At 50.8% G+C, this 15,747-nt stretch carries 9 protein-coding genes; 8 read left to right on the top strand and 1 reads right to left on the bottom strand.

What is annotated here, in order from left to right; all coding sequences use genetic code 11:
• The first annotated feature begins 137 nt into the window (after window positions 1-137).
• Window positions 138-359, top strand: coding sequence for a hypothetical protein (locus PXY01_RS07420; protein ID WP_127568882.1), 222 nt, complete (start codon window positions 138-140; stop codon window positions 357-359).
• Window positions 360-536: 177 nt separating this feature from the next.
• On the opposite strand, the gene PXY01_RS07415 is transcribed toward PXY01_RS07420, so the two are convergent.
• Complete coding sequence (locus PXY01_RS07415) at window positions 537-1,505, bottom strand: sugar phosphate isomerase/epimerase family protein (protein WP_127568880.1); 969 nt, start codon at window positions 1,503-1,505, stop codon at window positions 537-539.
• A gap of 286 nt (window positions 1,506-1,791) precedes the next feature.
• On the opposite strand from PXY01_RS07415, the gene PXY01_RS07410 reads away from it, so the two are divergent.
• The 7 genes from PXY01_RS07410 to ligA all read left to right on the top strand — a co-directional run bounded on the left by PXY01_RS07410 (window position 1,792) and on the right by ligA (window position 15,447).
• Window positions 1,792-3,495, top strand: coding sequence for a copper amine oxidase N-terminal domain-containing protein (locus PXY01_RS07410; protein ID WP_164744332.1), 1,704 nt, complete (start codon window positions 1,792-1,794; stop codon window positions 3,493-3,495).
• A 217-nt stretch (window positions 3,496-3,712) separates the two neighbouring features.
• Entirely contained in the window at window positions 3,713-4,828 is a 1,116-nt protein-coding gene (locus PXY01_RS07405; protein ID WP_127568876.1) for a S1C family serine protease, read from the top strand.
• A 31-nt stretch (window positions 4,829-4,859) separates the two neighbouring features.
• Window positions 4,860-6,782 carry a copper amine oxidase N-terminal domain-containing protein gene (locus PXY01_RS07400; RefSeq protein WP_127568874.1) on the top strand — a complete coding sequence of 641 codons (1,923 nt, stop codon included), beginning with the start codon at window positions 4,860-4,862 and terminating at the stop codon, window positions 6,780-6,782.
• Between the two features lie 138 nt (window positions 6,783-6,920).
• On the top strand, window positions 6,921-9,431 hold the full coding sequence (locus PXY01_RS07395; protein WP_127568872.1) for a U32 family peptidase: 2,511 nt from the start codon (window positions 6,921-6,923) through the stop codon (window positions 9,429-9,431).
• A 156-nt stretch (window positions 9,432-9,587) separates the two neighbouring features.
• A complete protein-coding gene (gene pcrB, locus PXY01_RS07390) occupies window positions 9,588-10,295 on the top strand; it encodes a heptaprenylglyceryl phosphate synthase (protein ID WP_127568870.1) in 708 nt (235 codons plus the stop codon).
• A 370-nt stretch (window positions 10,296-10,665) separates the two neighbouring features.
• The gene (gene pcrA / locus PXY01_RS07385; RefSeq protein WP_127568868.1) at window positions 10,666-13,050 is read left to right on the top strand and encodes a DNA helicase PcrA; all 2,385 of its coding nucleotides are present in this window, start codon (window positions 10,666-10,668) and stop codon (window positions 13,048-13,050) included.
• Between the two features lie 375 nt (window positions 13,051-13,425).
• Window positions 13,426-15,447, top strand: coding sequence for an NAD-dependent DNA ligase LigA (ligA, locus tag PXY01_RS07380; RefSeq protein ID WP_127568866.1), 2,022 nt, complete (start codon window positions 13,426-13,428; stop codon window positions 15,445-15,447).
• Window positions 15,448-15,747: the final 300 nt, after the last annotated feature.

The raw sequence follows: 15,747 nt of genomic DNA, 5'->3' as shown, positions 1-15,747 counted from the left end.
CTTTGTATTAAGGATTGGCATTTGAGGGAAAATGTTGACAAAAGTGTTACGGTTGGCTGGTAGGACTTGCATGAATGGGGGCTAGCCGCTAACATAGGAATATGATAGGTGACGTGTGACGAAAAGGAGGTCATCCCATGTATCTTGCAGAAGAGGCGGCAGCAGCCGCAACGTCGAGTAACATCAATACGTTCGACTGGTTTATGCTTGCTTTTACGGTGCTAATTGCGATTGGCCTGGTTCGACTGTTAACGGCAAGACCGAAGAAAAACGTATTCGCAATTGGGTTCGCGACGATTTCCTTGCTTGTATTCCTGTACTCCGATTTCATCATGATTACGGAAAGCTGGATGAAGTAAGGTCGACCTTGTACAGTCTACATAGGGAACCGAATTTACGGGGGTAAGAGAGCGGAGCAGCGGTTGACGCAGCTTCGCTCTCTTTCATTGAGGAGAACATATAAAAGAGGGTTGCATCTTGAGGCATCATGGTTGTCATGACGCTGAAGGGGCAGCCCTTTTGTAAGGTTTAACCGATTATACCCACCACATCTCACCGAGTGGCTCACGGATAAGAATTTGCTGCAGATTGTGTACGGCTTTCGTGAAGCCTTCATCGACGGACATCAAGCCGTCTTCATGCTCGATGCTGACGACATAGTCGTAGCCGACAAGACGAAGCTCGCTGATGATGTCCGCCCACGTCTTCAGATCGTGACCGAAGCCGACGGTACGGAACTGCCAAGCGCGGTCAAGCATTTGCGTGTATGATTGCATGTCGGTTACGCCGTGCATGTTCACGTTGATCGGATCAATGGTTGTATCCTTCGCATGGAAGTGATGGATCGCGCCGGCGCGTCCGAGAATACGAACTGCCTGCACCGGATCGATGCCTTGCCACCACATATGGCTCGGGTCGAGGTTAGCGCCGATCGCTTCGCCTGCCGCTTCGCGGAGACGGAGTAGCGTTGCCGGGCTGTGTACGGAGAAGCCGCCGTGAAGCTCAAGACCGATTTTGACATGGCTTGCTTCAGCCAGCTTGCCAATCTCCGTCCAGTACGGAATAACCTTCGCTTCCCACTGCCATTTCAAAATTTCTTGATAATCGTTCGGCCATGGCGCTACCGGCCAGTTCGGATATTTGGCATCCTCATGGTCGCCCGGACAGCCCGAGAAGGTGTTTACTACAGGGACTTCCAGACGGTTAGCCAGCTCGATCGTTTTGCGGATGACGGCGTCATCGGCAGCTGCGAGCGGTTTTTGCGGATGAAGCGGGTTTGCGTGGCAGCTCAGCGCACTAATGATAAGACCGCGCGACTCGATTGCTTGCTTGAACGCGCGCAGTTTGCCTGCGTCTGCCAGCAGCGTGTCGGGGTCACAGTGTGCGTTGCCTGGGTAGCCGCCAGTACCGAGCTCGACGGCATCAAGTCCTTTGGATGCGATATAGTCAAGGGCTTCCTCGAATGGTTTATTAGCGAACAAGACGGAGAATACGCCAAGCTTCATATGAAATAACCTCCCGAAAATATGATTTCATGAACACGCCATAAGCAAGCTTACTAATGTGGCCCCATTATAGCATGCTCTGATGATTGGCCGAAAGCGCTTACGGCCCTGATGGCTAAATCACATAGGAACAGGGCAAATGCTGATGAACGAGGAAATAGAAAACGGTTTTTGCCGTTGTGTCGAGAAACTACACCTCTTATACAATTGTGACAATTTTACTCGAAAAAAGAGATTGTAATCCGTTAATAGGGATTATATTCTAATGGTGCTAAATGGATGTAAAATGACAATTGGCAGCATCTCGGCGACCATTAATGGTGCCGCTGCAAAAGTACAGCCGCCGGTAAATTCAAGCGGCACGACACTTGTTCCGTTGAATGCCGTTGCGAGAGCGTTCGGAATCGTTCTATCTGTGCAGAAGGATAACATCAATCTCCAGTACGACTCGCTTACTGTTGCTCTTTCGGTCGACAGTAATGTCGCAAAGGTTAATGGTGAGAAAACACAATTGGCGTCGGCACCTAAACGTGTTAATGATGTTACCATGGTACCTGTGACCATATTCAAGCAATATTTTGGTGCTGCCATCGCATTAACAGGCAACAGCATTACAATAAAGGGAAGTAAAAATTCCGGATATACCCAAGTCGGTGACAGCTACTACGGCTGGAGCATGAACTATCCTATTGGGATGGAGATTAGATCTCTATCCGACATGGGGGATAGTGTCGGTTGGTATGACAGCATTGGAAATAGGCTAATGGATTTGAATGTAGTTGGTTTGGTTGACTTGGAATATAAACGAAAAATAATTATTGGCGATGACAAAATATTAGAGAAGACATCGACCGTTATACAAGGCGTGACTTTCGATATATGGGTGACGCGAGACCAATTTGGACATTATTACGAATATCGTTTTACAAAGAAGGGCAATAACGTTTATATCCTTTCGGCAGGGGGCAATACAACAAATAATCGTGAAGCGCTTCTGAAGTATAAGTCCCAGCTCGACAGCTTCCGTCTAACCTTCTCGAAGTCGGATAAAAAGCTGAAGGATATTACGAGAATCAGAAATGGCATGATTAGGTTTGAAGATATGGAATATGGACTGCAAGTGGACTTGCCGATGAGTTGGACACGGTCTAAAGATGCTGACGAATCTTTATTTGAGGGGGAAGACGGAAGTCTCGAAGTCTTTGTCGTTTCGGCAAGCGTAGGCGAGACGGCGATGCAGTGGAGCGCTCGATCGGAAGAGAAGCTGAGCGATCAATACGTTGATGGCTACTTGAGTAACGTGGATCGGTATTCTATTTCCTTTAACAAAGGGCAAGGCTACGTGCTTCAATACGATTATAAGGTGGAGGAAGAGAAGTGGGTGCGGGCGTATACCATCTACTACATTTCAGGTGATCATAAATACGAGGCATTGCTGACCTTTCCGATCGGTAACTTTGTAAACAGTAAAATCGATAAAAGTAAGAAGCTGTTCGATGCTATTGCAGGCTCTATGACCTTCGATACAAGCTACGTGGATAACAATCTGGGATATATCGAGGATAAGGCAGCTCGTGACGGTGAGTTCGTAAAGATAAAAAGTAAGGCGTTCGGTTATACACTTGAGATTCCTGCTACATGGCATAACTTTGGCGAGGATGTGGACATCGGCTTTGTTAATGTACAAATTCCTCACGACGGAATTTTTCAAATTTCAGTCGATCCTGAAGAGGAGGCTGATGAGTGGGTGCAACAATTGTTAAGCTTGGGTTTTCGTAAAACAGAGGTGGAGGTTAACGGCGTTCCTTTTATCCGCTTGGACAAGGATGATGATGTTATTGAGGGAGTGCCAGCTAGAAGTACGGTATATTTGGTAAAGCATAACGGCAGCACATATCACTTCTATTTCAGTATCAATCATGCAAACGATACTTCTTCTTTCCGCGATGACGTAGAGAGAGTCATGCAATCGCTCACGTTCACGTACTGATCTTTTGCAATATAAAAATGTAAACCGCTTAATCTATTAGAGCCTTTGAATTTCACTTTCAAGGCTCTATCTTTACTTCTTCTCTATTCCCTATAATGAAAATATTAGGATAAATTTAAAAGAAATGAATTGTAGAGAAACTGGTAATATAGTAAAGTTCTATTTGTATTAATCTACTATCGGGTTAAACTTAAGGTAATAAAGGGGGGATTACCCAATGTCAAAAGTATTGCTACGGCTGGCAGCAGCGGCAATCGCCGTTATGATTTTTGCGGTTGGAACTGCCTGGGCTGCAGGCGGCTCGGCAAGCAATGTATTATCGTTTGACGCCAAAATCATCAACGGTGAGGTCTATGTCAAGGCGAGTGCGGTTACGAGTACTTTCGGTGGTTCAGGGACATACGATTCGAAGACGGGCAAGTACAGCTATACGCCGGCTAATCAGGTAACAGACGTCGTGAAGAAAGTGTCGCCTTCTGTTGTAGCGATAATTGGCAAGGTCAAAGGCTATGACAATCGCAATGCACTGGCGCATGGGACGGGTGTCGTATGGAAGTCGGATGGGCAAATCGTCACGAATGCTCACGTCGTCAAAGATTTAAGCAGCATTGTAGTGGTGACGGCCGACGGTAAACAATTTAATGGGAAAACGTTGTATATCGATGAAACAAGTGACCTGGCGGTTGTCAAGGTGAACGCATCGGGGCTGAAGCCGGCTGTATTCGCTTCACTGCCGCTCAATATTCAAGAGGGTGAGCAGGTTGTTGCGATCGGAACGCCGGTATCGTTCTCTCTAAGAAACACAGCAACGAGCGGTATTCTGAGCGGTATGAATCGTTCGGTGTCCTCGTATTACCAGCTGCTGCAGACGGATGCTGCGATTAATCCGGGTAACAGCGGAGGCCCGCTTGTCAATATGAAAGGTGAAGTGATCGGCATCAACTCGATGAAGTTTGTCAGCGATGATGTTGACAATCTTGGGTTTTCGATTCCGATGGATACGGTGCAGTATGTGTTGAAGCATTTCACGAAATATGGCAAGGTCAACCGTGCTTCACTCGGAGTTGAATTGGAAGAAAGCTGGTCGGCAATCGTTGGGCTGCCGACGACCGATCCATTGACGGTAACGAAAGTCGTGAGCGATGCCGCCAAAAAAGCAGGTATAGCTGTTGGCGACGAGCTCTATTCGGTTGCCGGCGTACAGGTATCTTCTATCGTCGAAGTGAACGAGCTGCTTAAAGGGTATTTGCCGGAGCAAACTGTCGAAGTTACGCTTCTTTCCGATGGGGATCTCGTCACGAAGAAATTGAAGCTTAGCCAATGGAAGCAATAACACGAACTAACGTTCAAGGAGAGAGTCCCTCATGTCCAAACGACTGCTTGTCATACTGACTGTAATAAGCATGCTCATGAGTATTCCTTTAACTGCAGCATCTGCAGCAGCAACAGCATCATCATCGTCCGAGGCTCAAAGCGTCAAAATCGAGCTTTCGGTCGGCAGCTCGACAGTCAAAATTAATGGAGAAGCATCGACGATCCAGAAACCAGTGAAGGTGAACGGTACGACGCTCGTTCCACTCAGCGTCATCACGAAAGCATTCGGCGCTAAGCTGAAGCTGGAGAACAACAAAAAAATTACGCTGACGTTCAACTCGACGACTGTCGTGCTTACGATCGGCAGCAATAAAGTAACAGTGAATGGTAAAGTATCGACGCTGCCGGCAGCGCCTACAATTGTGAATAGCGTAACGATGGTTCCGGTTCGTGTCATTGCGCAGGCGTTCGGTGCCGATGTAGCCGTAAGCGGCAACAAGATTACGATAACCGGGAAGACAGCAAGTGAGTCCAGCCAAGGTACGAAGGGCACAACAGCGATTGATTCGGATGCTGGAAAGACGAAGATCGGGGACAGCTATTGGGGCTGGAGCATGCAGTATCCGACCGATCTTACGCTCTTGTACCAATCCGACAATGGCGATTGGACGTCATGGACGGCCGGGACGGATGATCCGAACCTGATCGTCGGCATCGAAGATGTCGAAGAGGAACTGTCGACAGATGAGCTTCGTGAGTATATTGAAGACTACTTCGATAATGATGAGATTGTGATGGAGAAAAAGACGATCTCGGTTAATGGCACATCGTTTGAACGTTATGTGACGAAAAGCCGTTCCGGATGGTTTTATGAATATCGTGCCGTTCAGAAGGGCAAACGGATCTACATCGTGATGGCGGGATTAAAGGCGGAATCACGTGAAGCACTGAACAAATACCAGGCGCAGCTAGACAGCTTCACACTTTCGTTCGATTCGTCCGACCGCAAACTGAAAGATGTGACGAAAGTCGTTGACGGCATGGTAACCATTCACGACAAAGATTTCGGTCTGCAAATCAAGATGCCTGCGAATTGGCATCGTCTGGAGCAGGCGACGAGTCCGTTCTTCTACAGTGATGAGGGATTTATCGGTCTATCCATTTATTCTGTGAATGCAGGCGAGACAGCTGAGCAATGGAGAGCAAGCGAACGTACGAAGCTGGAAAACCGATATGCGGAAGGGTATTTGAAGGATGTCACTGAATCAACCATTAACTTGAGCAACGGTCAAGGCCAGGTATTGAAATATAAATACAGCTTGAATCAAAAGGAATGGATAACCAATTACGAAATTTATTTAATTTCCGGTAATCATAAATTCGAAATCGACTTCAGCTATAATAATGACAAGCCTGCCAGAGAACAGCAGCTGTTCAATACGCTTACGAGCTCTCTATTGCTCGATACGGCATATATCGATAACAACTTCGGAATTATGGACGACGAAGGCGAGCTCGAGAATGCTGTAATGAAGAAGTCGAGCAAAGAGTATAGTTATTCGATCTCTATTCCGAAGGCGTGGTCAGGGATTAAAACTAATTTCGACGCTGATTTCGTAAGTTATATGACTCCTTATGGCTATTTCGGTATTAGCGCGGTTACAACTGATTATACCTCCAGCGACTACGCGGAAGGGATCAAAAAGTATGTTAACAGTAATGATTCGGACGGCTCGTTTGGCGATAATGTTAAATCGTTAACAACTGAGACGATTAATGGATTGAACTATCATGTAGTAGAGACGGAGACGCTTAAAGCAGAAACTCCGTACAATTATATCTTCTATATTGTCGACAATCCTAATGATGATGGCCTTATTATTATTAACGTAGATTTGAGAAAAGCGAACGATACGCAAGCTAACCGCGACAAAATTGCCAAAGTAATCGAATCGTTTACTTTCACGAAGTAAATCATGATCTAATTTATTGATGAAGCGCCGCTCTCGGTCTTAGGCCGAAGGCGGCGCTTATTTTTCCCGGTGGAATCAGGGGGTTCGCTCTGGTACACTTAGAGCAATAGAAAGCTTAAAGGATGGCGAAGCCAAGCAATGACGAAACAGATGAAGCGCAGCGACGTGGAGCTGCTGGCGCCTGCAGGCGATTGGGATTGCATGCGTGCGGCGGTAGCCAACGGAGCCGATGCGATATTTTTTGGCGTAGAGAAATTTAATGCACGGGCAAGGGCGAACAATTTTCAAACCGACGAGCTGCCGGAAATTATGGCGTTCCTGCACAGCTACGGGGTAAAAGGCTTTTTGACGTTCAACATTCTCGTATTTGAGGACGAGTTAGAGGATGCGAAGAAGCTGATTGAGGCTTGTATCGATGCAGGTGTCGATGCAGTGATTGTGCAGGATCTCGGTCTTGTTAAGCTGATTCGGGAGATGTCACCGGACTTTCCGATTCATGGCTCGACCCAGATGACGATTACGTCGCCGGAGGCTGTCGAGTTTACAAAACCGTTCAACATGGAGCGGGTCGTGCTCGGCCGGGAAAACAATTTGAAGCAAATCCAGAAAATTGGCGAGCAGGCGAAGCTTCCGATGGAAGTATTCGTGCACGGCGCGCTATGTGTATCGTATTCGGGCCAATGCTTAACGAGCGAAATGTGGGGCGGCCGTTCGGCGAACCGAGGCGAGTGCGCGCAAGCTTGCCGTCTGCCATATGATTTGATGGTGGATGGCGTACAACAGCCGATGGGCGATGTGGCTTATTTGTTGTCGCCGAAGGATTTGGCTGCGATCGATATTATGCCGGAGCTGATTGAAGCGGGGGTTACTTCGTTCAAGATTGAAGGACGGCTCAAAAGCCCGGAGTATGTTGCGAACGTCGTCAGCAAATACCGCAAAGTGATTGATAACTATTTTGACGGACTAGATACAACGCCTTCGAAGGAAGAGGTACGCGAGCTGCAGCAAAGCTTCTCTCGCGGATTTACGCACGGCTTCCTGCATGGGACGAACAATAAGCAGCTTGTGGACGGTACGTTCCCGAAAAGCCGGGGCGTCTATCTCGGACGTGTCGAGCGCGTGCTCCGCGATGCTGTCATTTGCCGGATCGAAGCGCCGCTTAAGCGCGGCGACGGTATCGTCTTTGATGCCGGCGATCCGACGAAGAAGGAAGAAGGCGGACGTGTCTATGATCTGCGTCGGCAAGGCGTGAAGATTGAGGGTGAGGCGCAGGAGGGCGTCGTGCTGGAGATTGTGCCAGGACGTAATGACGTTGATCTTCGCCGCGTAAAGGCTGGCGATAAAATATGGAAGACGAGCGATCCCGCGCTCGATAAGCGTCTGCGGGCTACGTTCGAGACGGACAAGCCGTACCGTGTGTTCCCGATGCACGTTCGCGTAAGCGGCCGTGCGGGCGAGCCGATGGTAACGGTATGGACGGATGTGCAGAAAGGCACGACGGTTACGGTAGAATCCGAGATGCCGCTGGAGACCGCTCTTAAGCGCCCTATGGATAAAGCGCTTCTTCAAGATCAGTTCGGCCGTTTAGGCGGCACGCTGTATCAGCTTGAGTCTCTGGAGGTCGAATTGGAAGGCGATCTGATCGTGCCGGTTCGCGAGCTGAACCGGATTCGCCGCGCAGCGGTCGAACAGCTGACGGTGGAGCGTCCGAAGCCTCCGATGTATACGAAATATGATGTTGATATTTTTGCCGATGCGAAGCGGGGTCATTCAGATCCGGCGAAGAAACCGGAATTGACAGTGCTTTGCCGGACGCTGGAGCAGGTGCAGGCTGCGGTTCATACGAGCGCTGCGATGATCTATGCGGACTTCGAATTTATTAAGCAATTTCCGGCTGCGATTGAGATTGCCCGGCAGGCCGGAAAGCCGATTGCGCTTGCGACGCCGCGCATTCATATGCCGGGCGAGAACGGCTACCATGCGAATATTTTGAAGCTGAAGCCGGATGCCGTTCTCGTGCGCAACACTGGAGCGCTCTACTATTATTTGCGTGCCCGCGCTAGTCAGGCGCCAGGTGAGCCGTTCCCGCGGATCATTGGCGATTTCTCGCTGAATATTGCGAATCATAAGACGGCCAGCCTGTTCACGGAGGTCGGCTGTGACCTTGTGACGCCGTCGTACGATCTGAACGTTCAGCAGATGGTTGACATGCTCCGCTATGCGGATACGTCGAAGCTTGAAGTTGTGCTGCATCAGCATTTGCCGATGTTCCATACGGAGCATTGCGTATACTGTACCTTCATGAGCGAGGGCACGAACTATACGAACTGCGGCCGTCCATGCGAAGAGAAGCGGGCATCGCTGCAGGATCGGATCGGCATGTCACATCCGGTGCGCGTGGACGAAGGCTGCCGCAATACGGTTTATAATGCGATTGAGCAATCGGGAGCGGAATATTTGACGAACTTCATCGACCTTGGCGTCCGCTTGTTCCGCATCGAGTTCTTGGAAGAAACAGCCGAGAAAGTACGCGAGGTCATGGAGCTGTACGAGGATGCACTTGCGGGCCGTATCAGCGGTACACAAGTATGGCGCAGCCTGAAGGCCATTAATCAGTTGGGCGTTACGCGCGGCCAGTTGGTGAAATAACAACGCATTGCCGGGTTACGTCTTATGATCATGCCCGGCTTCATCACACTGTGCAATGGATGCCATGCACAAGGTGAAGGGTCGTACGTTTGACACGCTCTGGCCGTTGTCCTAGACTGATGACATGACATCAACAATGGGCAGGAGAGTGGCATTATGGACGGGGCGTGGTATGCTAGCTGGCGGCACCTATTCAAGCTCGACCCGGATCGTGAGCTATCGGATGAAGCGCTGGATGCGATATGCATGTCAGGCACAGACGCTATTATGGTTGGCGGCTCGAGCGGCGTAACCTTTGACAACACCGTTGAGTTACTGTCGCGAATACGTCGTTATGCGGTAGATTGCGTGCTTGAAGTAACGAGTCTTGAGGCGGCTGTGCCGGGCTTTGACTATTATTTCGTCCCACTTGTGCTGAATGCAGAGAAGGCGGAATGGCTTATCGGCAGACAGTCAGAGGCGGTGCGCGAGTTCGGTCAACTTATTCCGTGGGAGATAACAGCTGGGGAAGGATACCTCATTCTGAACGGTGAAGCAACAGCAGCGAAAGTAAGTGGTGCGCGGTCGGATATGACGGAGGATGAAGCTATTGCCTATGTGCAAGCAGCCGATCGGCTGATGCGTCTGCCAATCGTGTATATTGAATATAGCGGCACGTTCGGAGACATGTCGCTCGTGAAACGGGCAACGAAGAGCGTCTCGCAGGCAAGAATCATATATGGCGGCGGAATCGACAGCGTCGAGCGGGCAGCTGAAGCAGCTCGAGCGGCACATACGGTTATCGTCGGTAACGTCATTTATTCCGATCTGGAATCGGCACTGGCAACGGTACAGGCAGTTAAGGAAACAAGCTTAGTTGTATAACGGTAGAGGAAGACGAGACAAATGTTCGTGCGAATGATGGAGAGCAGCCCGCGCGAACGATAAAGACAAGACGGTTTTCAGACAGAAAGCGTTGAAGTGGATGCGAAGAGTGACGAAGGAACTCCAAGACGTGCCGGTCAAGCGCTTCTCCTGTTGCTGGAAAGCCGTCTTTTTTGTGCTGCCTGAACGAAAAATTGACACCGCTTCGGTGGTTGAATAGACTAGACATACAAGGCGAACAACGATGCGAACACAAGACGTTAGGAGCGGGTCATTTCGCGGCATGGATGTGCCGAAATGCTGGCCGTGCCGAGGTTTGAGCATCGCGGCCGGTTAGGCCTAGCCGAATGGCAAAGGAGTTAACGATACGATGTTTAATTCAATGGATATTGACGCTGCAGTCGAGAAGCTGAATCCGGAGCAGCGGGCGGCGGTGCAGGCAACAGAAGGACCGCTGCTTATTATGGCGGGGGCAGGAAGCGGCAAGACGCGCGTGCTGACGCACCGGATCGCTTATTTGATCGAGAAGAGACGTGTAGCGCCGTGGAGCATTCTGGCGATTACGTTTACGAATAAAGCGGCTCGTGAGATGCAGGGGCGTGTCGCCCAGCTAGTCGGACCTTCGGGCAGCGATATATGGGTATCGACCTTCCACTCGATGTGCGTGCGCATATTGCGCAGAGATATTAGCCGCATCGGCTTTACGTCGAGCTTCTCCATTCTGGATTCGGCCGATCAATTGTCCGTTATTCGCAACATTATGAAGGAACAGAATATCGACACGAAGAAGTTCGAGCCGAAAGCGGTGCAGTCGGCGATTTCCAGTGCGAAGAACGAGTTGCTCACGCCGGACAGGTTCTCGGCGAAGGTTGGCGATTATTTCGAGCAGATCGCGGCGAACGTCTATGAGGCCTATCAGAAGCGGCTGCGCGCCAACAACTCGCTCGACTTCGACGATTTGATTATGACGACGATTCAGCTGTTCAAGGACGAGCCGGACGTGCTGGAGTTCTATCAGAACAAGTTCCGTTATATTCACGTCGATGAGTATCAGGATACGAACCGTGCGCAGTATATGCTGTGCCGTATGCTGGCAGATAAGCATCATAATATTTGCGTCGTCGGCGATAGCGATCAGTCGATTTACCGCTGGCGCGGTGCGGATATTACGAATATTTTGAACTTCGAAGAAGACTATCCCGAAGCGAAGACGATTCTTCTTGAGCAGAACTATCGGTCTACTTCGAACATTTTGAACGCTGCGAATGCGGTTATCGGCAATAATACCGGCCGCAAAGCGAAGCGTCTGTGGACGGACCGAGGTCCAGGCGATGAGGTAACCGTCTATCAAGCGGATTCGGAGCATGACGAAGGCTACTTCGTAACGGGCGAGATTGCGAAGAACGTGAAGGAAGGGCGCCGATATTCGGACCATGCAATATTGTACCGGACGAATGCCCAGTCCCGGGTGATCGAGGAAATTCTGATCAAATCGGATATTCCATATCAGATCGTAGGCGGCATTAAGTTCTATGATCGCAAAGAGATCAAGGACATTCTCGCTTACTTGCGCCTTATCTCGAATCCGGACGACGATATTAGTTTGGTGCGGATTATTAATGTGCCGAAGCGGGGAATCGGTGATACGACCGTTGGTAAAATTGCGGAGGAAGCCGCACGGCGCGGCATTTCCATGTATGCAGCGCTCGGCACGCTGGACGAGTTCGGCGGTCTTGAAGTTAGCGGCAAAGCAAGGACAGCGCTCGTTCAATTCCGTGATATGATCGCCGATTTACAGCGTATGGTCGATTATTTGTCCGTGACGGAGCTGACGGAGAAGGTGCTTGAGCTGTCAGAGTACAAGCTTGAGCTGCACCGGGAGAATACGCTTGAGTCGAAGGCTCGCATCGAGAATATCGAGGAGTTTCTGTCCGTGACGCAGGAGTTCGAGAAGAACAATGAGGACAAGTCGCTTGTTGCGTTCTTGACCGATCTAGCCCTGATTGCGGATATCGATACGATGAACAAGGACGACGAGGAGGAGCAGCCGCAGGACGCCGTCATTCTGATGACGATGCACAGTGCAAAAGGCTTGGAGTTCCCGGTCGTGTTCATCATCGGTATGGAAGAGAGCGTCTTCCCGCACAGTCGGGCGTTCATGGACAACGAGGAGCTTGAAGAGGAACGCCGTCTTGCTTATGTCGGCATTACGCGGGCGGAGAAGAAGCTGTATTTGCTGTGTGCCCGCATGCGGACGCTGTTCGGCCGTACCGCGACCAACCCGCCTTCGCGATTCATCCAGGAAATTCCGGATGAATTCAAGACAATAGCCTCGCCCGGCCGCACAATTGGCGGCGGGCTTGGCTACAGCGGCGGCGCGGCAGGCGGATGGGCCGCCGCGCGCCGCGGGGGCGCCGCAGCGCCAGCCAGCCAGCCGACTGGCGGCTTCGGCTACCGCGGCGGCGCCCCAAGCGCCGGACGCGCCCCTGCAGGCGGCGCGCCTGGCGCAAGCAGCGGCGTGAGAGTCAGCTCGCCGCTTGATGCCGCCGCCAAGGCGGCGGGTGCAGGAGCCGCAGCCGGCGGCTCCGGCGACGCGTTCAATGCGGGCGATAAAGTTGCCCACAAATCGTGGGGTGTAGGCGTCATCGTCTCTGTCAAGGGGGCCGGCAAAGACACTGAGCTGCAAATTGCATTCCCGGCTCCGATCGGCCTGAAGAAGCTGCTAGCGGCTTTTGCACCTATTACAAAGGTGTAGCAAGCGCCACAGGAGTAACAAAAGTGCGGCTAACGTGCTAGAAGTGTGCCGTTAAAGCGCCGCAGGAGTAACAAAAGTACCGCTAACGTGCTAGAAGTGTGCCGTTAGAGCGCCACAGGAGTAACTGAAGTACCGTTAGCGTGCTAGAAGTGTACCGTTAGAGCGCCACAGGAGTAACAAAAGTGCGGCTAACGTGCTAGAAGTGTGCCGTTAGAGCGCCGCGGGAGTAACTGAAGTACCGTTAGCGTGCTTAAAGTGTACCGTTAGAGCGCCGTTGGAGTAACAGGTACAGCGCTTATGACGTTGATATTTTAGGCTATCAAGAGTTCAGGCTATTTATCGATTACGATATTAATTACTGGAAGGAGTAAGTCTATGGAGCAGCAGCTGGAACGGATGCGGAAGCTGGCTGACGAGATCGATCGCCACAGCTATAACTATTACACGTTGGACAATCCGACGATCAGCGATGCGGAATTCGATAAGCTGTACGACGAGCTGGTCGCGTTGGAGAAGGAAACCGGAGTTGTGCTCGACCATTCGCCTACACAGCGGGTAGGCGGCGAGCTGCTGAAAGGGTTCGAGCAGCATCGTCATCGTGCGCGTCTATGGAGTCTCGATAAGGCTCAAACTGTAGATGATCTTAGAGCATGGAATCAGCGCGTTACGAAGGCGGTCGCGGATTGGAATGCGCGGAATCCGGAAGCGGAACCACTTCCGAACCCTGCCTATGTCATCGAGTTGAAGTTTGACGGACTTACGTTAAATCTCACCTATGAGAACGGACGGCTGGTTCAGGCTGCTACACGCGGCAACGGTACAGTAGGCGAGGCTATTCTGGCGCAGGTGAAAACGATTCGTTCGGTGCCGCTTACGATTCCTTTTACAGACGGAATTATCGAGGTGCAGGGCGAGGGAATTATGAATCTGTCGGTCTTGGAGGCGTACAATCGTACGGCTGAAGAGCCATTGAAGAATGCTCGCAACGCTGCGGCAGGAGCTCTTCGCAACCAGAATCCTAGAATTACGGCAGACCGTAAGCTTAATGCCTTCTTCTATAATGTCGGTTTCGCTGACAGCGTTTCTTTCGATACCCATCAGCAGATGCAGCAGTTCCTAATCGAGAACCGGTTTAAGGTTAATCCGTATGTAACCTATTGCAATACAATAGAAGAAGTTGAGGCCGAGCTGGTCCGTATTACCGATATGCGTCTAACGCTCGACTATCTCATTGATGGAGCGGTTGTGAAATTGACTGATATGCGCACGCGCGAGGCGCTTGGCTATACCGACAAGTTCCCGCGCTGGGCAGTCGCATTCAAGTTCGAGGCAGAGGAAACAACGACGGTTCTGGAGTCAGTGTCTTGGGAAGTAGGGCGGACGGGCAAAATAACGCCGGTTGCCCGAGTCGAGGCCGTCGAGCTGGCCGGCGTGACGGTGCAGAATTGTACGCTGAACAATATCGGCGACATCGAGCGCAAAAATTTGAAGCACGCGCTCGGTACGCGCGTCTTCATCCGCCGTTCCAATGATGTCATTCCCGAGATTCTTGGCAAGGCGGATGATGAAGAAGGGCACGAGATCGATTTTCCGACCGTCTGTCCTTCATGCGGCACGGAGCTGGAGCAGCGTGGAGCCCATCTGTTCTGCAACAACAAGCTGGGCTGTAAGCCACAGCTAATCGGACGCATTACGCATTTCGCTTCCCGCGATGCGATGGATATTGAGACGTTCAGCATTATGACGGCAGAGCAGCTGTATGAGGAATGTGGCGTACGCGATCCAGCTGATCTATATGCACTGAGCTACGACGATTTGATCAAGCTGGACCGGTTCGGTGAGCGCAAGGCCAACAAGCTGCTCGAGGCGATCGAGAAGTCGAAAGACCGCGATCTGGCGGCCTTCCTATTCGCTTTGGGCATTCCGAATACGGGCAAAGCGACGACGAAGCTTCTGGCCGACCATTTCGGCAGCTTGGACGCTGTCTTGCATGCCTCGGTTGAACAGCTTGTACAGCTGCCGGATATCGGAGGAATTGTGGCCGATAGTATTGTGACGTTCTTCGCCGACCCGCTTGTACAAGCGAGCATCACATCGATGCGCGAGCGCGGGGTGAAGGCTGAGGCAGAACAGCGTACGGCTCCGGCAGGTGCGGCAGACAGTATATTCAACGGGAAAACGGTTGTCTTGACCGGTACGCTGTCGACGATGACGCGTGATGAAGCCGCCAAGCATCTAACGGCGCTAGGCGCTAAGGTAAGCGGCAGTGTGTCCAAAAAGACCGATTTCGTCATTGCGGGAGAAAGTGCTGGCAGCAAGCTGACGAAAGCGCGTGATCTTGGCGTGCAGGTCATTGAGGACGAGACGCTGTTCCGACATTTGATTGGTTTAGAATAGGCTTTGTAGCGTAGAGGACCTTCTCTCTGCCTGTAAGCAGAGAGAAGGTCTTTTTGAATGAGTAACTGGTCAATTTTACAAGTTGTATTTCAGTTGTCTGCGTGGTATATTATTTCTTGTCGCTTCGGACGACAAAGAAAATAACAAACTTCGGAATAATAGTAATGAAGAATGTTGTTGACAATGAAGTTTGATGCTGATATAATGATTAACTGTTGCCGCTGATAAAGCGTCGACGATACAAGTTCTTTGAAAACTGAACATATGGATCACGTCGATCCGAACAAATAGCAAGTCAGC

Source organism: Paenibacillus xylaniclasticus (genome assembly GCF_004001065.1).
Classification (GTDB): Bacteria; Bacillota; Bacilli; order Paenibacillales; family Paenibacillaceae; genus Paenibacillus_T; species Paenibacillus_T xylaniclasticus.
The sequence above is the reverse complement of the archived record's forward strand: the minus strand, read 5'-3'. Positions and strand labels throughout refer to the sequence as shown.